We start from the raw sequence: 21,858 nt of genomic DNA, 5'->3' as shown, positions 1-21,858 counted from the left end.
AGGAGCCGTGACGTCGCCGCCAATACGCTATCGCGTTGGCGGGGTGCGCTGGTGGACACAACGATGGTGAGCGGTCTGGCGCTCGCCGTCGCTGCCACGCCTGTGATGGCCCCCGGCACGGCGCATGCGGCGGACTGGCTGGGCAGCAGCGGAAACTTCAACCTCGGTTCGAACTGGGCTGGCGGTACCGTGCCTACGGATACGGCGACCTTCACGAACAGCCCGACGGCAGAGCGAAATGTCACCGCGTCCGGCGGTTCGCTCACGCTGCTCGAGTACAACAACAACGCGCTCGCCTACACGCTGTCGACAGCCCCCGGCTCGGCTCTGTATGTCACCAACGTCACCAATAATTCGACCTTCGAGCAGACGCTGTTTGCAGGAGCGGCGGGCGGGTTCATCATCTCGGGCACGGTTACCGGCCCGATGGCGCTCATTGCGGATTCAGACGGCGCGATGCAGTTCGGCGCCGGGAGCTCGGCGGCGGGCTCGCGATTTATTGGCCAGGGCGGATTTCTGAATTTGGCCATGGGCGCCGGTGATACGCTGTCGATCGGTTCGATCGAAGGCACCGGGATCATACGACCCGGGGGGGCGGCACCAACTCTGTCGGTTGGCGGCCTGAATTCGGACACCGCCTATGCCGGCGTGATCCAGGGTCCGGTCAGCCTCACCAAGGTCGGTACCGGCGGCCTGACCCTGTCCGGTGCGAACATCTATACGGGTTTGACGACGGTTTCGGCGGGCACGCTCACGGTCTCCAACGCCAGTGGCCTCGGCGCGGTTTCCGGCGGAACGACGGTCGCCTCGGGTGCGACGCTCGCCTTGACGGGCGGTATCACCGTCGGCGCCGAGGCTCTGACGCTTTCGGGGACTGGCGTGTCGGGGGGCGGCGCTCTCACCAGCTTGAATTCTGGCGCGAACGCCTTCCAGGGCGCGATCTCCCTTGCGGCATCCAGCAGCATCAATGTCCAGAACCTGAGCTCGCTGAATCTTTCGGGCGGCATCACTGGATCCAACACGGATCTGACGCTTGGCGGCTCCAGCAACAATGGCGGCACCATCCGTGGCGTGATCGCCATCGGCTCCGGCTCGATCACGAAGTCCGGCTCCCAATGGACCCTGGCAGGCGCCAACACCTATTCCGGCCTCACTACCGTGAATTCGGGCAGCCTGTTCGTGACAAACAGTCTCGGTCTCGGCTCGACGGCGAACGGAACGGTGGTGGCATCGGGCGCGTCCCTTATACTCGGCGGCAGCGTCAACATCGTCGGGGAGGCGCTCACGCTCTCGGGCAGCGGCACAGGTGGTTTCGGCGCCCTGCAAGCGGGCGGTGGTACGAACACCTATGGCGGAGACATCACTCTCGCCGCCGACAGCCAGATCAACGCCGGCCTTTTGACCTTTCCAAGTACGTTGACCGTCTCCGGCGGCATTACCGGCTCGGGCCAAAACCTGACCCTCGCCGGCCCGGGGACAGGGACCGCATCCGGGGTGATCGCTACGGGGACAGGCGGGCTGACGAAGATAGATGCAGGCACCTGGACGCTCACCGGCGCCAACACCTATACCGGCGCAACCACGATCAACGGGGGCACGCTGATCGTGAACGGCTCGCTGGCTTCGTCCAGCGTGAGCGTCGGCAGCGGCACGACGCTTGGCGGTTCGGGTTCGATCGCGGGAGCGGTGACGGTCGCCTCCGGTGGAACGCTGTCGGCCGGCAACAGCCCGGGCACGCTCACGGTAGGATCGCTGGCGCTGAATGCCGGCTCGAACACCGTGTTCGAACTCGGCACCCCTGGAGTCGCGGGCGGCGCGACCAACGACCACATCATCATCAACGGCAGCGGGGCGGCCGGCAACCTGACGCTCGGCGGCACGCTCACGGCCAATGTCGCTTCGGCCGGCTATTATCGCCTGTTCGACGTCACCGGCGGCGGCACGATCAGCGGCAGCTTCTCGTCGCTTGCCCTGACCGCGCCCAGCGTCGCGGGCGCGACCGGGACGGTCTACAGCATGCCTGCCGGCCTGCCGCCGCAAGTCAATCTTGCCGTGCTCGGGGCCGGCCAGATCCTGCAGTTCTGGGACGGCGCCGACCAGACCGGCAACGGTGCCGTCGATGGCGGCACGGGCACCTGGAACGGCGGCAACACCAACTGGGCGGTGGCGCCGGGCGAGGTGGGCTTCAATGCCCCGTGGCTGAGCTCGGTCGGCGTGTTCCAGGGCATAGCCGGCACGGTGACGGTGTCCGGCACGCAAAACTTCGACACGCTGCAGTTCACCAGCGACGGCTATCTGCTGACCGGAGGTTCTCTCGGCCTCGGCGTCGCCGGTGGCGGCACGATCAACACGGCAGCCGGCGTCACCGCTTCGATCGGCTCGGCCATCATCGATGGCGTCGGGACCAGCCTGACCAAGGTCGGTGCCGGCACGCTGGCGCTGTCCGGCGCCAACAGCTATTCCGGCGGCACGCTGCTCAACGCCGGCACCCTCGCCGTCGGATCGGCGAGCGCGCTCGGCACAGGCACGCTGCAGATGGCGAGCGGGACGACGCTTCGTGCCAACGCCCCTGCTCTCACGCTGGCCAACGCCGTGGCGTTGTCGAGCGGCACCGCCTTCGTCGATACCGGTTCGTTGGATTTTGGCCTGGCCGGCGTCATCAGCGGCGGGGGCACGCTCTCCAAGACGGGCGCCGGGGTCCTGACGCTGTCGGGGACCAACACCTACTCCGGCGCCACCTGGATCCAGCAAGGCACGCTACGGATGGGCGGGGTGGGCGTCCTGCCGAACCAGACGGCGGTGCAGATTTCGGCCGGGGCGGTCTTCGATCTCAACGGCATCGCCCAGACGGTCGGCTCGCTGTCCGGCACGGGCGACGTGCTCCTGGGTGGCACGACGCTGACCGCCGGAGGCAACAACAGCAGCACGACCTTCTCCGGCACGATCTCGGGCGCGGGCTCGCTGCTCAAGACCGGTACCGGCACGCTGACGCTGAACGGAACCAACACCTACACGAGCGTGACCCAGGTGTTCGGTGGCAGCCTCGTCGTCGACGGCTCGGTCGCGACGCCGGTGATCGTGCATGCGGGTGCGACGCTCGCTGGCTCCGGCTCGGTCGGCGCGACCACGATCGGCGGCACGCTTTCGCCGGGCAATTCGCCGGGGACGCTGACCGTCAACGGCAGCCTCGTGATGGGCGTCGCCTCGACCTATATCGCCGAGGTGCAAGGCACTGTCGCGGACCGGGTCAACGTCACCGGCACGGCCTCGCTGGCGGGTACGCTGCGGATCGTGCCGCTCGGCGGCGCCTACAGCTTCTCCGCACCCTACACGCTGCTCTCGGCAGCGGGCGGGCTCGGCGGCACGCGCTTCGGCCCGGTCGACACGACCGGCTCCTTCGGCGACGGTGTCACCACTGCGGTGAGCTACACCGGCAACGACGTGCTGCTGACGCTGACGCCGAAGCCGCTGGCGCCAATCGTGACGCCGACGCTCGGCGTCACAGCGCCGCGCAACGCCGCCTCGGTCGCTTCGGCCATCGACAGTGCCGTGGCCAATGGCGTCGACCCGTCCGCGCTGTTCGGGATCTACAACCTGCCGGCGGCGGCGATCCCGGCGGCTGTGAACTCGCTCTCGGGCGAGGTCCATACGGCGGCGCCCGCGATGGCGCATGTCGCTTCAGACCAATTCCTGCGCACCATGCTGGACGGCTCGGGCAGCGGCCGGCTCTCAGGAGCGCCCGGCGGCCCTGCCGGCGTGGCCGGCTTCACAGCCGACCTGCCATCGAGGCAGGATGGGCCGGGACGCCCGACCTTCGATCCGGCGCGCTTCACGCTCTGGGGCGCGACTTTCGGCTCGACCGGACGAACCGACGGCGACCGGGTCGTGGGTTCGGCCAACCGCAACCTCTCCGATGCGCATGTCGCGGTCGGCGCCGACATCCGGCTGGGCTCCAGCACGGTCATGGGCGCCGCAGTCGCGGGTGGCCAGTCGCGTGCCTCGCTCTCGGGCGGGCTCGGCAAGGCGCAGGCCGATGTCTTCCAGGCGGGTCTCTACGGCCGCACCACGCTTGGCTCCGTCAACCTCGCCGGCGCGCTCGGCTATGCCCGGCTCGACACCGACACCAGCCGCGCCATCCCGGCGCTGGGCCGCACCGGCGTGGCCGCCTCCTATGCGACGCAGGCCTGGTCCGGCCGGATCGAGGCGAGCCTGCCGGTGGCCGGCTGGGGTGGCCTGACGCTCTCGCCGCTCGCCGCCTTCCAGGCGGTGCGGGCGAACAGTCCGGCTGCGGTCGAGCGCGACGGGATGGGCGCGACCGCCGGCATGCTGACGCTGCCGCGGCGCACCGACATCACCAGCCGCAGCGAGCTCGGCCTGCAGCTCGACGCCAACCTGATCGCGGGCGCATCTCCCGTCACCGGCTTCGTCCGCGCCGCCTGGGCGCATTACTACCAGCGCGACGCCGACCTCACCGCCGCGCTCAACGGCCTGCCCGGCGCGAGCTTCGCGGTGAGCGGTGCCAGGCCCGACCGCAATGCGGCGCTGCTCGCGGCGGGAGCCGATATCAAGCTCAGCCAAACCGTCAGCCTCGGCATGCGCGTCGACTCGGAGCTGTCCGGGAACACGCAACGTGTCGGCGGCACTGCCCAGCTCAGGATGAATTTCTAAGAAACCCGCGACGGCGCCAGCGCCGATCGAGCGGCCGAGACGCGGCCGCTCGATGGTGTCCAGATGATCGCTTCGACGCCACGCAATGTCAGCTATCGGCACGTCGCCGAACGGCCGCTCCCCACCCATCTCAGACGTTGCTGGCGGGCCGCCGCCACTACCGGAATCGCCCTATAGCGGAAGTTCACCATCAACCGCGAGCAATAGCCCTACGTCTTTTCGAGCGGATGGCTTAGGCTCGTCGCATGGGACTCTTGACCTTCAGCATCAACGTCACCCTGGACGGCTGCGTCGACCACCAGGAGGGAATTGCCGACGACGAGACGCACGCCTTCTTCACCCGCCTTATGGACGAGGGCGGGGCGATGCTGTGGGGCCGCGTCACCTACGAGATGATGGAGAGCCACTGGCCGGCGGTCGCCCGCGGCGACGTGGAGGCGCCGCCGGCGATACGCGAGTGGGCGGTCAAGCTGGACGCTAAGCCGAAATACGTGGTGTCGTCGACGCGAAAGGCCTTCCCGTGGACCAACAGCCACCACATCGCCGGCGACCTGCGCACGGGCGTGCAGAGGCTCAAGGACGCGACCCCGGCCGGCGTGCTCCTCTGTAGCGGCAAGCTCGCGACCGAGCTGGACCGGCTGGATCTGATCGACGAGTACAAGGTCCTCGTCCATCCCAGGATCGCCGGCCACGGCCCAACCCTCTACCAGAGCGGGCTGCCCAGCACGCGACGGCTCGAGCTGATCTCGGCCACGCCGCTCCGCAGCGGCGCCGTCGCTATGCACTATCGGCGCGAGCGCTGACTCAGAGCAGCCTCTAGGCGCCCATATACGTCCGCAGTTGATCTCCAACCTGGGCCATTGTCGTCGGCTTGATCCGGCCCAGCTTCTCCGCGTGGCCTGCCTCGATCGTCGCGATTTTGCATGGGCGAATGACCGATGGGGCCGGCAACCCGACCTCGCCATAAGTCAGGCCCAGCGACACGTCCCGGGCACCCCTTCCGTCGGGTTTCCAGATCATGCTGACATGGTGCGGCGGCGCAGCGGGTTAGCGGAGCTGCCCTGGCATGTGATGGAGCGGGCGGTGAAGGCTTTCTGGGCGAAGATGGCGTCCGCCAATATCCTGTATCAGGACATTCCGGGGGCCGGCACGCCCCTGGTATTCATCCACGGTCTCGGCTGCGCTTCATCCTGTGACTATCCGCGCGTGATCGCGGATACGGCCTTGGCCGGGCGCCGGGCGATACTCGTCGATCTGCTCGGCTCCGGCTTCAGCGAAAGGCCGGCAGACTTCTGCTATTCCATCGAAGGCCATGCTCGCTCGGTTGCCGGGCTCATAGGGAGCGTCTGCGAGGGGCCGGTCAGCCTCTTCGGTCACAGCATGGGAGGGGCAGTGGCCATCACCCTGGCTGCATTGCTCGGGGCGAGGGTCGAAGCGCTCGTGCTTGGCGAACCGAATCTGGAGCCGGGCGGCGGCGTCTTCAGCAAGGCAATCGCCGAGATGTCCGAGGTCGAATTCGCCGCGCGCGGCCATGCGGCGACCGTCGCGGCTGCAAGGGCGGTCGGCAATACGGTCTGGGCTGCCTCATTGGCCATCAGCGCCCCGTTCGCGGCCCACCGGGAAGCAGCATCGCTGATCGCCGGATGCAAGCCGACATGGCGCGAGATGCTCGCCAGCCTGACCATGCGAAAAACACTCCTCGTCGGAGAGCACTCGCTGCCGGCCCCCGAATTTGATGGCTTGGCGGATGAGGGATGCGGCGTCGCGATCGTGCCCCAGGCGGGCCATTCGATGGCGTGGGACAATCCGGGCGGGCTCGCCGAGGCGATCGGCAAGGCGACAGGCTGAGCCTTCATTCGCCGGGCAGCGCGGCGACCTTCGGAAAGGTCTTCGCAAAGGGCTTGCAGGCATCCCGGTGCTCTGGATTTTTCTAAGATGCGCTGTCGAATTCTCACCAGCCCGTTCGTCGTAGATGTGTCGAGCGTGAAGGACCGCCCGCCAGGAGAGAACCGAGCACCTTAAGACCGAACCAGAAGGAGAGATCCATGCCGAGCACCATCCGACTGCACCGCGTCATCGCCGCCAGGCCCGAGAAGCTCTACCGCGCGTTCCTCGAACCGGACGCGATTGCGAGCTGGCTTCCCCCTTACGGCTTCACCTGCACCGTCCATGAGCTCGATGCGAACGTCGGTGGCAACCACCGGATGTCGTTCCGGAATTTTACCACGGGGCACAGCCACGCCTTCGGCGGAACCTATCTGGAGCTCGTTCCCGGTCAGCGCCTCGTCTACACCGACAGGTTCGACGACCCGAACCTGCCGGGCGAGATGAAGGTCACGGTGATCTTGAAGGCCGTGTCCGTCGGCACCGAGGTGAGTATCGAGCAAGAGGGCGTGCCGGACGTGATCCCCACTGAAGCCTGCTATCTCGGCTGGCAGGAATCCCTGCGCAAGCTCGCGAAACTCGCCGAGCCCGAGATCAACCAGTAGCAAACGCGGTGCCGGAACGGCTCCGGGACGATCGCTCGCCCTGCGCCCGATCCGGCCTCGCCGCAGCGAGCGTCGGATGGTTCGGCCCCCCTGCCCCCGCGAACGGTATCGGTGCGCCGCTACGAGCGCGCCCTCCCAGGCGAACTGATCCATCTCGAGATCAGGACGTTCAATCGGTTCACCCCACCCTTTGAAGCGGAATGAGGTAGCAAAGACCACCATCCGCTCCTGGCCCGCCGGGCCACTGCCAATGACCGGACGTTCCGAAGGTCGCAGGAGGGTGGAAACCGGTCGGTCTGCTTTCGGTTATGGAACCAGGAAAAGTGGACATTGGGCGAGGGCAGAAACGGGAAGGCAGTCATCGACCAAGTTTGGACAGTCCATGATGGCCGTAAGCCACAGGCTGGCGGCTAGCGCTGGAACGTGAGGTGGACAGTGCCGCTCTCGGCCGTTTCCGACTTGACGGTGTAGCCGGCTTCCAACCCGCGTAACTCGTCCCAGAGGCGTATGCCCCGCCCCAGCAGAATTGGGGTAATGGCTACATGCAGGCGGTCGACAAGCCCGGCCTTCAGATAGTCGCGAACCATGGTTGGTCCGCCACCTATCCGCACATCCTTGCCGTTTGCGGCTGTCACGGCCTGCTGCAGCGCATCAACCGGGTCCGCCGCGAGGAAGTGGAACGTGGTGCCTCCAGCCATCTCGATGGAGGGCCGTCGCTTGTGCGTCAGGACGAAGACCGGGCAGCCGAATGGCGGCTCATCGCCCCACCACCCCTTCCAGTTCGGATCGTCGGGAAAGTTGTGCAGCCCGAACTTGCCGGCGCCCATGATTTCCGCGCCGATGTTGTCGAAGTAGTCCTTTGCATACGCATCGTCCATGCCGGTGGTGCCTTTGCCGCTGGTGTCCTTGAACACACGTTCCCGGAACGTCCTCGTCGCGACATAAGCGCCGACCAGGCGCGACCAGTCCTGGCCGAACGGATTGTCTGGCGTCTGGTCCGTCGTTGTTGCGAAGCCATCGAGCGAGATAACAAGGTCGACACGAACTGCCATTGGTGCACTCCCAAACACTAAGGTACTCACCTTCGTATTCGCAGCCAAACACTAAGGCAAGTGCCTTTTTATTATTGACCGGCACGGCCGGCCGCCTTACCGAGCTATATGCCCTACCACTCGACCCCCCTCGACCTCGCCTTTCACGCCCTCAGCGACCCGACCCGCCGCGCGGTGGTGTCGCGGCTGGTCGAGGGCGAGCTGCCGGTGACCGCACTGGCCGAGCCTTTCGACATGGCGCTGCCCTCCTTCGCCCAGCATCTCAAGGTGTTGGAGGATTGCGGATTGATCGCCAGCGAGAAGCGCGGGCGCAGCCGCTGGTGCCGGCTGGAGCGGGCGCGCTTCGCCGAGGCGGCAGACTGGATGGAAGCGGAGCGCCGACGCTGGGCCGAGCGGCTCGACCGGCTGGAAACTTATTTGGACAAGGCGGAAGAGAACGACGATGGAAAAGCTGTTTGAGACCTGGTCGCTCGACCGTGAGATCGTGCTGGTCAAGGTGCTGAAGCACCCGCGCAATAAGGTCTTCGCCGCCTGGATGGACCCGGAAGCGCTGGCGCAGTGGTACGGCCCGGCTGGCCTCAACATCGAGAACCACAAGGCCGATATCCGCGAAGGCGGGGAATGGCGCTTCGACATGGTGGGCGTGTTCGAGGGCCMAAAGCAGCGCTTCCCCAATCTCATGCGCTTCCTGAAGATCGTGCCGAACGAGCTGATCGTGGTGGACTATGGTACCCCGGACGCCAACGACCCGGAGCGCTTCTACATGACGGTTACCTTCGATGAGCAGACCGACGGCAAGACCGTGCTGACCATGCGCCAGCTTCACCCAAGCCGCGAACGTCGCCAGGTGGTCGTCGGTTTCGGCGCGGTGGAGTATGGGCTGCAGACGCTGGACGGTCTCGCCACGTGGCTGGATGGTTGAACGCTGATCATCTGGAGGGTTGGCGGTCGCCGCGCCATAGTGCCCATAAACGACCGCTTCCAGGACTTTGCGGTCCACTGCGAACGTCCGCAACGGGTCGAATTTGCCCCTTCGGTCTTGTTTAGGAAGCTGACATTCGATCAGGCGAGATGGGAAGCGGTAGTCCACATGCTAATCTTGTTCGATGGACGACGCCCTCATTCGCGTTGCCAGCGATGCTGACTGGCGAGTCTACCACGCTATCCGCGGCGCGGTTCTGTGGGAGGAACGGGGTCTAAGCGGCTACGACGATGCCCGCCCGGAAGAGCGACTGCCCCATCACCATCCCCTGCTGCTGAAGTTCAAGGGGCAGGGAGCCGGTACAACAAGGCTCGATGATCTACGCGATGGAACGGGTATCGTCAGGCTCGTTGCCATCACTGCCGCCATTCGCGGACAGGGCCACGGTCGAATCTTGAACGCGATGGTGGAAGGATACGCGCACAGGCTCGGAATAAGTGTCCTGTTCGTAAACGCGGCTTCGGATGCTGAAGGGTTCTATGCCGCGACGGGGTGGAAACGCTTCGAGGGCCATCCACCGCGGCTGCTTGAACACGCCAACAACTGCGTCCCAATGCAGAAGACGATCATCCGCTAAGGGGCAAAATCGACCCAAGCCGGGCTCGCTGGTTTTTGCGACCGAAGACCGCTTTGAAGGAGGCGATCCAAAGCATCGGCCCGAAAAGTGGATTGCGGTTTTCGGGACGAAGCCGATGCAAACACAGAAGGCTGGATCATCGGACCGGATCCGATATCCGGTCCGATGATCCAGCCAATTCCTGCTCGAGAAATTCGCGAAGTTCAGATGTCGCGCGCCTGCTCGCCGCCTCGTCGAATTTGCTCCAGTGCCCGTAGATCTGACGCGGCTCTGCGAAAATCGGGAAATTGAATGAGTGGTACACGCCGGGGAACACGGTGAGGCTCAGTCCGGCGGGCCCCCCGACCTGGCGCCGGGCGGCGGCTTCACAGTCAGATGCGAGGGTCCAATCGTCCCTGTCGCCGATGAGAATGAGTGTCGGGATGACCAAGGGCTCGGTCAGGATCTCGCAAGGCGGGTAATAGGTTGCAGCCGCCTTGAACCTGAGTTCGTCGGGCATCTCATAGAGCGTCTTATGCGTTTGCATCGCAATCCTGAGCGCGACCCCGCCTCCATGCGAATAGCCCAGGACGGCGATCCGCGCTGGATCAACGAAGGGAAGCCTTGAGAGGTAGAACAGCGCACCAAACGCATCTTCGACCCGGGGCGCCCTATCGCGCCTTTCGGGCACGCAGGCGTCTTCAATGCCTCGTGGGGTGAAACTGTCCGGCACCAGCACGACATAACCCCAATCGCGGATTGCTTCGGCCTCCCGTCGATGGGACGTGCTCAATCCGCCGCAGCCATGCAGCAAAACAACCGCCGGGTGCCGGCCTTCCCCGATAGGTTTGGAAAGATATCCGCTGATCACGACCGCAGGATCATTCTCGCCGCTGTCTCCGCGAGCTTTGGCACGCGCTTTCTGGAAATCGCTCAGGCGATAGGTCATCGAGGGGAATTGAACGACCTGTTCAGCGTGCGAATGTGTCGTCAGCCCAAGAAGGAGCATCGCCAGGGTGGAGAGCATGGCTCGCTTTGGCGACGAAGGCATTTGCGAACCTCCCAGCGTTCAACCTGTCACGTCGAAAGAGATGCAACGATAGCCGATCGGCGTCACCGTCGCCCGTCATGACCGACCACGGCTCCAGCTCCAAAGCCCATGCCTGCCGCGATCTCGGCCTGCGCCAGATTCCTCCGGCTTCCGCGAGCGCCTGAGCGCATATAACCTTCAACCTGCGCGCGCCCCCTACCCCTCTGAATGGCCCGGCGAAGGGTTGTCGCGACGATGACGACCAGCTCCAAACCCGGCTCCGGCTCGACCGGGAATCCGACACGCTCCGCGAGGATGAGCCAAAGATCGGAAGGGCGGCCGCGCGTGAATGACGAAGCCGTTTATTGAGCGTAGGATCGTGTTCGAAGCCTTCCGCCGAGAACGCGTTTCGAGGAAAAGGGCATGGGGCACGGCAGACGTCCTCGTTGGCGCGCTTATGACAATAGCGGCGCAGGCGGATCTCTGCGCGATCAGCGCAGTGCGCGCCGACATCTACCTCTTTCGAATATTCGGACCCGCGAATTCGGCATCGGTCCGGAAATGCAATCAATTTTCGAATTAAATTGTTGCAACGACACGCCAACCACTGACCTGAGACGCATCATCAAGTTTTAAATTCCTTATTGATACATAATATCTGTCCTTGGTGGAATTTTGACCATCATAAATTGCAGCAGCTGAAACAAAGGACTTGAGTGACTGCAGCTTGAGCCAGTGCCCGAAGCAGAGGCACGCCTCGAAACAAGGGTGGAATCGACCTATGCCGCTTCTGGAGCTTCACGGCATCTCAAAGCATTTCGGTGCGATCGAAGCCCTCAAGGGCATCGATCTGGCGATCGATGCCGGGGAGGTCGTCGGTCTGATGGGCGACAATGGTGCCGGCAAATCGACTTTGGTGAAGATCGTCGCCGGCAATTTTCTCCCCTCCGAGGGCGAGCTTCGCCTTGACGGCATCGTCAAGCACTTTCGTAGGCCGGTCGACGCCCGGACTGACGGTATCGAGGTCGTCTATCAGGACCTCGCCCTGTGCGATAATCTGACTGCGGCCGCCAATGTCTTCCTCGGGCGCGAATTGAAGCGCCGCTTCGGTCCGCTGGTCATCCTTGACTACAAGGCGATGTATGCCCGCGCCGCAGAGCTGTTCAAGGAACTCAAGTCGGAGACCCGCCCCCGCGATCTCGTGAAACTGATGTCCGGCGGCCAGCGCCAGGCTGTGGCGATCGCGCGGACACGCCTTGCCAACGCGAAGATGGTGCTGATGGACGAGCCGACGGCGGCGATCAGCGTTCGCCAGGTCGCCGAGGTGCTGGATCTGATCCACCGGCTCAAGGATCGCGGCATCGCCGTCGTTCTGATCAGTCACCGCATGCCGGACGTGTTTTCCGTCTGTGACCGGGTGGTCGTGATGAGGCGAGGACGCAAGGTCGCGGACAAGGCGATTGCATCGAGTTCTCCTGAAGAGGTGACCGGACTGATCACCGGCGCCATCCAGGCCGCCTGATGCTGCGCAAGGAGCCCTCCATGTCGAGCGACACATTCCGCCCGATCCCGAGCAGTGTCGCCATCGAGGACGTCACGGGCCTGCGGGAACGGAGTCTCCTGCAGAAGCTGCTCGCGAGCCAGCCCTTCTGGGTGACGATCGCGCTCATCGCCATGATCCTCGTGATGACATGGGATCAACCGGAGGCCTTTGCCTCGGCCGACAACTTCTTCAACATCACGCGGAACTTCGCCTTCATCGGCATCATGGCCATCGGCATGACCGCCGTCATCCTCACCGGCGGCATCGATTTGTCGGTTGGGTCGATCATGGGGCTCGCCGGCGTCGTCAGCGGGCTCGTCCTCCAGGCCGAGGGGCATTGGCTGCTCGCGATCCTCGCCGGTCTTCTCACCGGCGCTGCTGTCGGGGTCGTGAACGGCGTGCTGATTTCCTATGTCGGCCTGCCGGCCTTCGTCGTCACGCTCGGGATGCTGTCGGGCGCCCGCTCGCTTGCCATCGTCCTGTCCGAAAACAAGATGATCTACGAATTCGGCCCTTGGGGAGACACCTTCAACGCCATCGGCGGCGGGGCGATCTTCGGCCTTGCCAACCCGGTCTGGGTGCTGCTCGCGCTGGCCATCATCTTCAGCATCATCCTGAACTTCACCGGCTGGGGCAATTATCTCTACGCCATCGGCAGCAACGAGAACGCCGCCCGCCTGACCGGCGTGCCGGTCCGGCGGATCAAGCTGCAGGCCTATATCGTCTCAGGCCTGACCGCCGCCCTGAGCGCCGTTCTCATCGTCGGCTGGCAAGGCTCCGCCATCAATGCGCTCGGACAGGGCTATGAATTGCGGGTGATCGCTTCGACCGTAATCGGCGGTGCCGATCTGATGGGTGGCCAGGGCGGAGCCTACGGCGCCGTGATCGGGGCCGCCCTCATCGAGGTGATCCGCAATTCCCTGCTCATGGCGGGTGTCGATTCCAACTGGCAGGGCGCCTTCGTCGGCCTGTTCATCGTATTGGCGGTTCTGCTGCAGCGGATCCGCGGCAAGGGTTCGGCATGAGGAAGACCGGACGACAATAACCACCAGGAGGAGAGGCTCATGAAAACGCTGACTTTAGGTGTCGCCGCGCTCGCACTGCTCGCCGTTGGAGGAGAAGCCCAGTCTCAGGGCAAGAAATACGTCTTCGCCCTGGTGCCCAAGAACATGAACAATCCCTTCTTCGACCAGGCCCGCGACGGCTGCAAGAAGGCCGAGAAGGAACTCAACGGCGCGATCGAGTGCCTCTATATCGGGCCTGGCGAACATGGCGGCGGCGATGAACAGGTCCAGGTCATCAACGATCTCATTGCCAAGAAGGTCGATGGCATCGCCGTCTCGCCGTCGAATGCCGCCGCGATGGGCAAGGCGCTCGAGGGCGCCAAAAAAGCGGGAATTCCGGTTCTGACCTGGGATTCCGACCTGCTTGCGAAGGACAAGGGCCTGCGCAGCGCCTATGTCGGCACCTATAACTACGACATCGGCGTCAATCTCGCGAAACTCGTCCAGCAGATCAAGCCGAAGGGCGGCACGATCTGCATCCAGTCGGGTGGTGCGGCGGCTGCAAACCATAACGAGCGCATGCAAGGGATCCGCGATACGCTTGCCGGCGCGAAATCGGCCTCCGCGCCTGGTGCCAAGCTCACCGGCCAGCATGGCTGGACCGAGGCCGCGGGTTGCCCGCTCTACACCAACGACGACTTCCCGCTCTCGGTGCAGCAGATGGAAGATACGCTCGGCAAGAACCCCAAGCTCGATGCCTTCGTGCCAACCGGCGGCTTCCCGCAATTCATCCCGCAAGCGTATCGCAAGGTCGCCGAGAAGTATAAGGCCCGGATCGATGACGGCTCGCTTGCGCTGGTCGTCGCAGATACGCTGCCCGTCCAGATGGATCTTCTGAAGGCAGGCCTGTCCAAGGGGCAAGTCGGTCAGCGCCCCTTCGAGATGGGCTACAAGACCATGTTCTTCCTGAAGGAGATGAAGGACGGCAAGCCCGCCCCGAAGGACCCCACCTATACCGGCCTCGATGTCTGCACGCCGCAGAATGCCGCGACCTGCGTCGGCGCCGGGAGCTAAAGCACCGGCCCGAAAACTGGATTGCGGGTTTCGGGAAAGCCGATGCAATCACAGATGGTTAGTTCATCGGACCGGATACGATATCCGGCCCGATGATCTGGAGCCGGATGAAACCAGCCAGGGTGGGATGTCATCCCGCTCTGCCGCTGACTTCGCCCGGGCTCGCAGTCAGCCGCGATACCGAGCCAGGCAGGCGCCCCAGAACAGGCTCGAAAAGTACCATGTTGGCGGCCCGAACCCGGCAGCCTCCAGCAAGGCAGCGACCTCGTTCTCCGAGGCAGGCGGATCGGCGCCCTGCAATATCTTGGCGCGCTTCGCCTCGACTTCGTCGGGCCTGGCACCGTGCATGCGCCAGCGCTCGGCCCAGGCCGCCAGCAGCAGAGGTTCGGCAGCGTAGGCAAACCGATTGCCGGCAAGAATGAGAGGAGCGCCGGGTTTCAGCCGTGACGCAATGGCGTAAAGAAGGTCGCCCTTGGCCTTTCTTCCCTGGAGATGATGCAGCACGCCGATCAAGGTCGCGGCGTCGAAATCGCGCCGGGCGGGAAGCTCTTCGACATAGCCGATCGCGATCTCCGTCCGCTCGAAGAATCCGAGCTCCTGCAACCGCCCCGCCGTAACATCCATCATCTGCGCGGACGGGTCGACGGCAACAAATCTCCAGTCCGGTTCAAGAGATGCAGCGCTGACAATCTCCTGTCCGCCGCCGCCAGCCCCAACGGCGAGCACACGAGCTGCGCTGCCCGGACCGAGCGTCGCCGCCAGCATGCAGGCCGAAAGCTCATGGCACGCGTCGTAACCTGCCAGCGCAATGCGGCTCTGGACGAGGTACTCAGCGGCGCGGTCGGCGTCGAATTTTGCGACAGAGATGGACGTGGTTTCAGCCGAGGCCATGGCTACCTAGCGGAGCTTTTCGAATGCAGGCGCGCTGTGGGGGGCGACCCGATGCGCGAGCCTTCAATCGCTCATTCAGTCCGCCACGGCAAGATTTCGACAGCCAGGGGCGGGGCGCTTTTGTGCATGGCGCGTCGGCCCGAGAGCGGACGCCGGTAAGGCCCGAGACGGGTGGGGAGCGGACCTAAAGAGCCCCGCGTTTTCGCCCACGTTGCTCGATGAGGCTTTGTGATGTCAGCAGCGCTGCATGGTCGAGCGGTTCGCCGCAATGCCCAATGCGAGCCGCTTTTTGAAGCTGATCCATGTCGCTAAACTTAGCCCCTGGACGGTGAGGGCTCAAACCGCGCGACAGTTCGCGCTGGCTTGCGCGGGTTGGTGCCGATCCTGATTGCGGAGACAAAACAGGGTCCGGATCGCCGCGGCCAAGAAGCCCGCTGGAGCATCACTTCAGCTTGTTCGTTTGGCGGTACGGCCGCGAGGGCCTTCATCGCTGCGGATTGCTACCCGCACGGGAGAAGTTGTGGTCATGCCGAAAGGATCGAATAGGGCCGAGATTTGCCGTGCACCAACCCGGTCCTGTGCCTTCGAATATTCTTCAGTTTGTTCACGGATAGAGTCGGTGATGAGTTTGAAGAGATCGAACATCGTCGTTGCTCCGGTGCCGCGTGCGAGCGGCTTTAGATCGAGAGTCAGAAGGTACGGACGCTGTGCAGGCGCCACTACTCGCCAAGGTCCAAGCTTTTTCACGCTGTTGGTCTCGGGGAACTAAGGGGAGCCACCGACCAAAGTCCGCGATGCGGACTTTTGATCTCGGTGATTGCGTCCCGGCATAGGGGTGCGCTCCTCGCCCCCGCAGAAGGGGGCTGGACTTCACACGCGGCGGTCAGGCCGATAGGGCCCGAACTGCGCCCCGATGAAGCGGCCAGCCGACATGCCGCCAGTTGACATCAGGAACGTCGCTGCACCGATCGCGAGCGGGATGACCATGATGTTGACATCGAGAAAGGCAAGCGAGACGCCATACATGCGCCAACTCCGGTCGCCAGTCCCCGATCTTCAAACGTCTCAGATGGGTCGACTCCGGACGTGGCGGCGGCCCGCCGGCTAATTCTGAGATGGGTTCCGCGAGGACTGAGATGCGGTCGCTTCACCGGTGGGCGGCTTGATCGCAAGCGTGGCGAGGCACGGCTCGATGCGGGCGGGGGCGGAGCGTCGACGAGGTAAGCCTGGCGCGGAACTTTACGCCGCGAACTGACGGCGTCTATCAGCGCCTCGGCGCCGGAACGGGATCGCAGAAAACGGTGCGCGCACGCAGCAGCTTCTCCATCACGTCTGGAGAACGCCGAGCCCGGAGGAATCGTTCCTTGACGGGAACCGGTGGCCAGCCTCACGTTAAGCCCAAGCAGGATGCGGTGCCTGCGTCGACGAACGCATTGCGATCGACCGGTCTGGGGGCAACCCTGGAGGTTCACCGTGCCCGGGTCCTCCCCTCGCGTTGTCTGGTCCCATCTCTTCGGCCGAGAGGTTCTCTCGGATTCCGGGGAGTGGCGGCACGAATGCGAGGTGGAATACCTGCTCCCTGCCCGAGGCGAAGCGTGCCGAAATACCGGACGGCGTCCCCGGCGCCCCTGACCGCGAAAGCAAGGCATCAGGGGCATTCGCGGCGCGGCCGCCGTTGCCGCGCTGAAAGTTCAGATCAAGCGGCTTCGCCTCATCAAGACGAAGGGCTAACAGGAGGCCTCGCTGATCCGGCGGGAGCAGCGGGGCCCTTAAGCCGTGACGACGCCGGATGTGGACGACGCCCCCGCGATAGCGAACCCATCGCGAAGCGCCGAGTTCCGTCCAGCATCACCAATGTGTCAGGGTTTGTTCGGGATGACCGTCTGGCGTTCGAGAGCGTCAGCCATAGCGGTCTCATCGAACCGTAGTACAGCGAGTTTGGCCAGATCGATCGTTTCGCCCGCCGACCACAATCCGGCGACGATGTAGCCAAGGCGCTCACGCTGGCCGGCGGCCTTCAATACGTCGAACGATCCTCGCGCATCGATCTCGCTCCAAGCGTTCTCGAACGCGGCCACAATCAGGGCGAGCTCTTCCGGTGTGGCCACAATGGAACGAAACGGCATCGCATTCTCCCCTGCGACGCTTACAGTTTAAAACATTTAAAAAGAACACAAGCGCGGAAAGCTACGGCCCGAGCGGTCGTGCGCAATCGTGGTCATAATGCAACGAATTGAACGCGCGGAGGGCCGGGAACCAGCCGACGTTGGCGCGGTTGAGTCTGCATGGCTCAGTATTTTTTCGACATCGAGATCAACACCGAACTGGTGGCGGACGACGAAGGGATTGACCTGGAAGATCACGCGGCCGCACGCCTTTCCGCACTTTCCAGCCTCGGGGACATCATCGCAGAGAATATCCAGATCAGTGACAATCTCAGCGTCGAGATGAGAATCCGTTACGCCGATGGAACCCCTATTTTCGCGGCGAAACTGACCCTCGACAGTCAGTGGCTCACGCCAGTTCTCCCCTCGCAGCTCAGCAATTCCATCGCGCGGCCTAAGGACGAGTGAGAGGGGGCAACGGCTGGAGCAGCGGACCAGTGTTCACGTGAGATACAGAGCTCGAAAGGTTCCCGCGGCCTCCATTGGATCCGCTTCGTGGGGCAGCCAGCTCCGCCACGCAGCCTGACTACCCGATAAGGCGGCCACACTCCCGCGCTGCCTCCTCGAACGTCTCCCGAGCATGACCAACAGTCCCGGCACCGTTGAGCACTGCGGTGCAGGCGCGCACAGCGTCCTGCCACTTCGGACCCGCACCTATCGCTTTCCAGGCAAGCAGGAACTCTGCAGCTCGTTCGACATGGGTGACCGAATAGGTCACTTCAGGCCGGTCGGCTTGAACGACAACGGGTGGGGTGAACCAGTGCATCGGCATGGCACATTCCCGTGCTCCTGATTGCCAAAACGCAAAGGGCGGCCGGCAGTTCCCTGAGGAGCCGGCGGGCAAAGTGTTCACGGGCAACGACGCCCGCGTCCTGCCCCGCTCAGGCATCGGCCCGAAAACTGGATTGCGGTTTTCGGGACAGCCGACGCAAAGACAAAGAGTTAGCTCATCAAACCGGACATGCTCTCCGGTCCGATGATCTACACCCCCGAAAAGATCGTCGCCCCCGTATCGGCTGTTCCCACGGCGGCGCGAAACGACGCGAACAGGTCGCGCCCGACGCCCCAATGCGACGCTTCGAGATCGGCTTCAGCCGGCTTGCGCGCGGCCCATTCCGCTTCATCGACCAGCACGGTCAGCGTTCCCGCCACCGCATCCACCCGGATCAGATCGCCCTCGCGGATCCGCGCGATCGGCCCGCCTTCGACGGCTTCGGGCGTGACATGGATGGCGGCGGGAACCTTGCCGGAGGCACCCGACAGCCGTCCGTCGGTGACCAGCGCCACCTTGAACCCGCGATCCTGGAGCACGCCGAGCGGCGGCATCAGCTTGTGCAGTTCGGGCATGCCATTGGCCCGCGGCCCCTGGAAACGCACGACTGCGACGAGGTCGCCCGTGAGCTCGCCAGCCTTGAAGGCGGCCTGCAGCGCCTCCTGGCTGTGGAAGATCCGGGCCGGGGCCTCGATGACATGGCGCTCCCTGGCAATGGCCGAGGTCTTGATCACGGCCCGGCCCAGATCGCCGGTCAGAACCGTGAGCCCGCCGGTCGGCTGGAACGGAGCTTTGGTGCCGCGCAGCACCGTCTCGTCCCCGCTGCTTTCGGCGCCGTCGCGCCAGGTCAGCGCACCGTTGGCGCCGAGCGCGGGCTCCTGGACATAGGCGTCGAGCCCGCTGCCCCAGACCGTCTCGACATCGCGATGCAGCAGCCCTGCCCCGAGCAATTCGCGAATGACGAAGCCCATGCCGCCGGCAGCATGAAAATGGTTCACGTCGGCCTTGCCGTTTGGATAGATCCGGGTCAGCAGCGGCGTCGTCTGGGCGAGGTCGGAGAAATCATCCCAGCTCAGCTGGATGCCCGCCGCCGCCGCCATCGCGACGAGATGCATGGTGTGGTTGGTCGAGCCGCCGGTGGCATGCAGGCCGACGACGCCATTCACGAAGGCGCGTTCGTCCAGCATCCGCCCGACCGGAGTATAGTCGTTGCCGAGCGCGGTGATCGCCATCGCCCGCTCGGTCGCCGCCCGGGTCAGGGCATCGCGGAGCGGCGTGTTGGGATTGACGAAGGAGGCGCCCGGCAGGTGCAGCCCCATGATCTCCATCACCATCTGGTTGGTGTTGGCGGTGCCGTAGAAGGTGCAGGTGCCGGGGCCGTGATAGGATTGCGCCTCGGCCTCGAGCAGGGCTTCGCGGCCGACCTTGCCCTCGGCGAAGAGCTGGCGCGCCTTCGACTTGTCGTCATTGGAGAGGCCGGACGTCATCGGGCCGGCCGGAATGAACACCGCGGGCAGGTGGCCGAAGGACAGCGCGCCGATGATCAGGCCAGGGACGATCTTGTCGCAGATGCCGAGGAACACGGCCGCATCGAAGCTCTGGTGCGACAGCGCAACCGCGGTCGACAGCGCAATGACGTCGCGCGAGAACAGCGACAGCTCCATGCCTGCCTCGCCCTGGGTGATGCCGTCGCACATGGCGGGTACGCCGCCGGCGACCTGCGCGACCCCGCCTGCCGCCCGCGCCGTGGCGCGGATCAGCTCGGGGAAGCGCTCATAGGGCTGATGCGCCGAGAGCATGTCGTTATAGGCGGTGACGATGGCGAGATTTGCGCCCGCGCCGGAGCGCAGCATCGCCTTGTCGCCGGGCGCACAGGCGGCAAAGCCATGCGCCTGGTTGGCGCAGCCGAGCCGCTGGCGGCGCGGTCCGGCTTCCGCGGCCGCGGCCAGCCGGTCGAGATAGCGCCGGCGTGTGTCGCGGGAGCGCCGGACAATGCGCTCCGTCACCTCGCCGAGGCGGGCATCGAGGCTCGGGTCGCTGGCTTGGCCGGTCATCGGGACCTCCTGGCTGGGTTATGAATGGGCGACGAACACGGCATGGTCAGGGCATTCGCGTTCTCATGCGTCGCCCTCCGCCGGAGCATGTTGCAAAAAGATGGCCATCCCGACATCGGCGCCATGCCCGAGCTTGATCGCTGCTGCTCGCGCTCTCTTCCGCTGGAGATGGCGAGCCGGGCCAAGCCTCAATCAACACCCTGATCGCGCGCAGTGCAAAGACCATCCTCGTCTCGCAAGTCACCCCCGCCCAGGGAGTTGCTCCTCGACGCCGTGCGGGGAATGCTGCGGTTCATTCCCAGGATTAGGTGCTGGGGGTCCAGGTCGAGGCGGTGCCGGGCGGAGCTGGCGCGTCGACGCCACATGCAAGGAGCGGCGCGCGATCCTCGATCGAGGCAGGCTCGATCACGCTGCGTTTGGACGGAAGCGGCTAACGCATGAAACGTCATCTAATCCAATAGTTTAGATAACACCGTTGCCCCATTTTAGCAGCATGTTCTAGGCCTGCATCAGGGCGGAGCGCAGCTGGAGCAGCTCCTCGCAAACCGCTTCCAGCTCCCGGACGGGGAAGCCCTTGCGAAGGGCCGGAACATGTTCGGCGAGCCTGTCGCCGAGGATGCCGGTGAAGCTGACATGGCCTTGCGGCGAGACGACGAGACCGTTCTCTTTCTCGAATGAGGCGTTCCAGGCAATCGCCTCGGCCTCGGCAAGAGCGTTGGGAAGGTCGAGTTCGAGCGCCCCGTCGCTCAGCCGCACGGGATAGCCGCCCGGCAGCCCGTTCGGGCCGGGCACATGGCCGCGCCACGGCCTGCTCGCCGCCATGGCGAGCAGCATGGGAACGCCGCTCGCCCCCGAGATTTCGATGACCGGCTCGGGGGTGAGCTGGATATCGGCGAAACGCCCGTAGACATCCGCGACCTCGGCGCCGTCGAGCCAGACGCGTGGCGCCCGCCCGCCACGCTCCTCGGGCCGGCGGCGCCAGGCGGCCAGATTCTGATAATGCGCGAGGACCTTGAGATCGGCCCCTGGTGATGTGGCGGCCGAGCCGGCGAAGACGTTGGAGAGGATCGCGACATTGCCCATGCCGCAGGCGACGGCGTGGCCGAGCGCGACGATGATGCCGTTGACGACATCGGGAAAGCTGCAATTGACCAGCGTGACCGGCTTGCCGCGGGCGGTGATGGCGGCTGCGACGCGCGCGCTGATCAGGGCCTGGAAGACGGCGGTCGCGCTCAGGCCGCCTTCGGCGACAAGCTGCGTCCAGGCGTTGCCGCTCTGGGCGATGACCTGCGAGGTCTGGATCGAGGCCGCCTGCACGACGATGCGGGGGTCAGTCGCCGCCAGCAGCGCGTCCGAGGCATCGGGCGCCAGGAGATCGATGGCGTGGGTCGCGAAGCGCGCCTTCTTGCCAAACAGCGCGGCACGGGCATTCGCGGCGGTGCGTAGCCAGTTCAGCCGCTCGCGATTGCGCCCGGCGATGATGACCTCGACAGCGTCGTCGGCCGTCGCGGCGATGTCGAACGCGATGCGCGCAGCGAAGCCGCCAGTGCCCGAGATCAGGATATCGCAGCCGGCCAT

The 21,858-nt window shown here is 64.9% G+C and carries 20 protein-coding genes; 11 read left to right on the top strand and 9 right to left on the bottom strand.

Going from position 1 to position 21,858, the window contains the following annotated elements:
* Positions 1–63 precede the first annotated feature (63 nt).
* The 4 genes from AB4118_RS27910 (at position 64) to AB4118_RS27895 (ending at position 7,157) form a co-directional block, all read left to right on the top strand.
* Positions 64–4,668, top strand: a complete 4,605-nt coding sequence (locus tag AB4118_RS27910) for an autotransporter-associated beta strand repeat-containing protein (protein WP_441492804.1) — start codon at positions 64–66, stop codon at positions 4,666–4,668.
* A gap of 245 nt (positions 4,669–4,913) precedes the next feature.
* Complete coding sequence (locus tag AB4118_RS27905; RefSeq protein WP_441492803.1) at positions 4,914–5,471, top strand: dihydrofolate reductase family protein; 558 nt, start codon at positions 4,914–4,916, stop codon at positions 5,469–5,471.
* 280 nt (positions 5,472–5,751) lie between these two features.
* Positions 5,752–6,516 (top strand): alpha/beta fold hydrolase, encoded by a 765-nt coding sequence (locus AB4118_RS27900; protein WP_441492802.1) that lies wholly within the window; start codon positions 5,752–5,754, stop codon positions 6,514–6,516.
* 197 nt (positions 6,517–6,713) lie between these two features.
* Positions 6,714–7,157 carry an SRPBCC family protein gene (locus tag AB4118_RS27895; protein ID WP_441492801.1) on the top strand — a complete coding sequence of 148 codons (444 nt, stop codon included), beginning with the start codon at positions 6,714–6,716 and terminating at the stop codon, positions 7,155–7,157.
* A gap of 410 nt (positions 7,158–7,567) precedes the next feature.
* Here AB4118_RS27895 and AB4118_RS27890 read toward each other — a convergent pair whose 3' ends face one another.
* A complete protein-coding gene (locus tag AB4118_RS27890) occupies positions 7,568–8,209 on the bottom strand; it encodes a dihydrofolate reductase family protein (RefSeq protein WP_043240173.1) in 642 nt (213 codons plus the stop codon).
* A gap of 108 nt (positions 8,210–8,317) precedes the next feature.
* Here AB4118_RS27890 and AB4118_RS27885 point away from each other — a divergent pair, with 108 nt between their 5' ends.
* The 3 genes from AB4118_RS27885 to AB4118_RS27875 all read left to right on the top strand — a co-directional run bounded on the left by AB4118_RS27885 (position 8,318) and on the right by AB4118_RS27875 (position 9,768).
* Positions 8,318–8,668: an ArsR/SmtB family transcription factor gene (locus AB4118_RS27885; RefSeq protein WP_441480415.1), complete on the top strand. Its 351-nt coding sequence runs from the start codon at positions 8,318–8,320 to the stop codon at positions 8,666–8,668.
* Entirely contained in the window at positions 8,652–9,131 is a 480-nt protein-coding gene (locus tag AB4118_RS27880) for an SRPBCC family protein (RefSeq protein ID WP_441492800.1), read from the top strand. Before AB4118_RS27885 ends, AB4118_RS27880 begins: the two co-directional genes overlap by 17 nt.
* Before the next feature lie 184 nt (positions 9,132–9,315).
* Positions 9,316–9,768, top strand: a complete 453-nt coding sequence (locus AB4118_RS27875; RefSeq protein ID WP_441492799.1) for a GNAT family N-acetyltransferase — start codon at positions 9,316–9,318, stop codon at positions 9,766–9,768.
* Between the two features lie 136 nt (positions 9,769–9,904).
* Here the strand turns inward: AB4118_RS27875 and AB4118_RS27870 are convergent, their stop codons facing one another.
* On the bottom strand, positions 9,905–10,774 hold the full coding sequence (locus AB4118_RS27870; protein ID WP_441492798.1) for a dienelactone hydrolase family protein: 870 nt from the start codon (positions 10,772–10,774) through the stop codon (positions 9,905–9,907).
* Between the two features lie 784 nt (positions 10,775–11,558).
* Between AB4118_RS27870 and AB4118_RS27865 the strand changes: the two genes are divergently transcribed.
* The 3 genes from AB4118_RS27865 to AB4118_RS27855 are packed head-to-tail and all read left to right on the top strand — an operon-like array spanning position 11,559 to position 14,398.
* Complete coding sequence (locus AB4118_RS27865) at positions 11,559–12,299, top strand: ATP-binding cassette domain-containing protein (protein ID WP_441492797.1); 741 nt, start codon at positions 11,559–11,561, stop codon at positions 12,297–12,299.
* 20 nt (positions 12,300–12,319) lie between these two features.
* Entirely contained in the window at positions 12,320–13,345 is a 1,026-nt protein-coding gene (locus AB4118_RS27860; protein WP_441492796.1) for an ABC transporter permease, read from the top strand.
* A gap of 39 nt (positions 13,346–13,384) precedes the next feature.
* Positions 13,385–14,398: a sugar-binding protein gene (locus AB4118_RS27855; RefSeq protein ID WP_441492795.1), complete on the top strand. Its 1,014-nt coding sequence runs from the start codon at positions 13,385–13,387 to the stop codon at positions 14,396–14,398.
* A gap of 168 nt (positions 14,399–14,566) precedes the next feature.
* Here the strand turns inward: AB4118_RS27855 and AB4118_RS27850 are convergent, their stop codons facing one another.
* The 4 genes from AB4118_RS27850 to AB4118_RS27835 all read right to left on the bottom strand — a co-directional run bounded on the left by AB4118_RS27850 (position 14,567) and on the right by AB4118_RS27835 (position 17,415).
* Positions 14,567–15,289: a class I SAM-dependent methyltransferase gene (locus tag AB4118_RS27850; RefSeq protein ID WP_441492794.1), complete on the bottom strand. Its 723-nt coding sequence runs from the start codon at positions 15,287–15,289 to the stop codon at positions 14,567–14,569.
* A gap of 447 nt (positions 15,290–15,736) precedes the next feature.
* Entirely contained in the window at positions 15,737–15,934 is a 198-nt protein-coding gene (locus AB4118_RS27845) for a hypothetical protein (protein WP_441492793.1), read from the bottom strand.
* 225 nt (positions 15,935–16,159) lie between these two features.
* Positions 16,160–16,315 (bottom strand): manganese efflux pump, encoded by a 156-nt coding sequence (locus tag AB4118_RS27840; RefSeq protein ID WP_441492792.1) that lies wholly within the window; start codon positions 16,313–16,315, stop codon positions 16,160–16,162.
* 833 nt (positions 16,316–17,148) lie between these two features.
* Positions 17,149–17,415 carry a hypothetical protein gene (locus AB4118_RS27835; protein ID WP_441492791.1) on the bottom strand — a complete coding sequence of 89 codons (267 nt, stop codon included), beginning with the start codon at positions 17,413–17,415 and terminating at the stop codon, positions 17,149–17,151.
* A gap of 159 nt (positions 17,416–17,574) precedes the next feature.
* Here AB4118_RS27835 and AB4118_RS27830 point away from each other — a divergent pair, with 159 nt between their 5' ends.
* Positions 17,575–17,862 carry a DUF6894 family protein gene (locus AB4118_RS27830; protein ID WP_441492790.1) on the top strand — a complete coding sequence of 96 codons (288 nt, stop codon included), beginning with the start codon at positions 17,575–17,577 and terminating at the stop codon, positions 17,860–17,862.
* Between the two features lie 118 nt (positions 17,863–17,980).
* On the opposite strand, the gene AB4118_RS27825 is transcribed toward AB4118_RS27830, so the two are convergent.
* The 3 genes from AB4118_RS27825 to AB4118_RS27815 form a co-directional block, all read right to left on the bottom strand.
* Positions 17,981–18,220, bottom strand: a complete 240-nt coding sequence (locus tag AB4118_RS27825; protein WP_441492870.1) for a DUF982 domain-containing protein — start codon at positions 18,218–18,220, stop codon at positions 17,981–17,983.
* 215 nt (positions 18,221–18,435) lie between these two features.
* On the bottom strand, positions 18,436–20,280 hold the full coding sequence (edd, locus tag AB4118_RS27820; RefSeq protein WP_441492789.1) for a phosphogluconate dehydratase: 1,845 nt from the start codon (positions 20,278–20,280) through the stop codon (positions 18,436–18,438).
* A 498-nt stretch (positions 20,281–20,778) separates the two neighbouring features.
* On the bottom strand, positions 20,779–21,858 hold the full coding sequence (locus tag AB4118_RS27815) for a hypothetical protein (RefSeq protein ID WP_441492788.1): 1,080 nt from the start codon (positions 21,856–21,858) through the stop codon (positions 20,779–20,781).

The organism is Allobosea sp. 2RAB26 (genome assembly GCF_052115465.1).
In the GTDB taxonomy this organism is placed as follows: Bacteria; Pseudomonadota; Alphaproteobacteria; order Rhizobiales; family Beijerinckiaceae; genus Allobosea.
This window is presented reverse-complemented; position numbering and strand designations above follow the sequence as displayed.

What these genes read in the sequence shown, in the direction of transcription:
- AB4118_RS27910 (WP_441492804.1), top strand. Translation starts at nt 64, where the DNA reads ATGGTGAGCGGTCTGGCGCTCGCCGTCGCTGCCACGCCTGTGATGGCC.
- AB4118_RS27905 (WP_441492803.1), top strand. Translation starts at nt 4,914, where the DNA reads ATGGGACTCTTGACCTTCAGCATCAACGTCACCCTGGACGGCTGCGTC.
- AB4118_RS27895 (WP_441492801.1), top strand. Translation starts at nt 6,714, where the DNA reads ATGCCGAGCACCATCCGACTGCACCGCGTCATCGCCGCCAGGCCCGAG.
- AB4118_RS27890 (WP_043240173.1), bottom strand. Translation starts at nt 8,209, where the DNA reads ATGGCAGTTCGTGTCGACCTTGTTATCTCGCTCGATGGCTTCGCAACA.
- AB4118_RS27885 (WP_441480415.1), top strand. Translation starts at nt 8,318, where the DNA reads ATGCCCTACCACTCGACCCCCCTCGACCTCGCCTTTCACGCCCTCAGC.
- AB4118_RS27875 (WP_441492799.1), top strand. Translation starts at nt 9,316, where the DNA reads ATGGACGACGCCCTCATTCGCGTTGCCAGCGATGCTGACTGGCGAGTC.
- AB4118_RS27870 (WP_441492798.1), bottom strand. Translation starts at nt 10,774, where the DNA reads ATGCTCTCCACCCTGGCGATGCTCCTTCTTGGGCTGACGACACATTCG.
- AB4118_RS27865 (WP_441492797.1), top strand. Translation starts at nt 11,559, where the DNA reads ATGCCGCTTCTGGAGCTTCACGGCATCTCAAAGCATTTCGGTGCGATC.
- AB4118_RS27860 (WP_441492796.1), top strand. Translation starts at nt 12,320, where the DNA reads ATGTCGAGCGACACATTCCGCCCGATCCCGAGCAGTGTCGCCATCGAG.
- AB4118_RS27855 (WP_441492795.1), top strand. Translation starts at nt 13,385, where the DNA reads ATGAAAACGCTGACTTTAGGTGTCGCCGCGCTCGCACTGCTCGCCGTT.
- AB4118_RS27850 (WP_441492794.1), bottom strand. Translation starts at nt 15,289, where the DNA reads ATGGCCTCGGCTGAAACCACGTCCATCTCTGTCGCAAAATTCGACGCC.
- AB4118_RS27845 (WP_441492793.1), bottom strand. Translation starts at nt 15,934, where the DNA reads ATGTTCGATCTCTTCAAACTCATCACCGACTCTATCCGTGAACAAACT.
- AB4118_RS27840 (WP_441492792.1), bottom strand. Translation starts at nt 16,315, where the DNA reads ATGTATGGCGTCTCGCTTGCCTTTCTCGATGTCAACATCATGGTCATC.
- AB4118_RS27835 (WP_441492791.1), bottom strand. Translation starts at nt 17,415, where the DNA reads ATGCCGTTTCGTTCCATTGTGGCCACACCGGAAGAGCTCGCCCTGATT.
- AB4118_RS27830 (WP_441492790.1), top strand. Translation starts at nt 17,575, where the DNA reads ATGGCTCAGTATTTTTTCGACATCGAGATCAACACCGAACTGGTGGCG.
- AB4118_RS27825 (WP_441492870.1), bottom strand. Translation starts at nt 18,220, where the DNA reads ATGCACTGGTTCACCCCACCCGTTGTCGTTCAAGCCGACCGGCCTGAA.
- edd (WP_441492789.1), bottom strand. Translation starts at nt 20,280, where the DNA reads ATGACCGGCCAAGCCAGCGACCCGAGCCTCGATGCCCGCCTCGGCGAG.
- AB4118_RS27815 (WP_441492788.1), bottom strand. Translation starts at nt 21,858, where the DNA reads ATGGCCGGCTGCGATATCCTGATCTCGGGCACTGGCGGCTTCGCTGCG.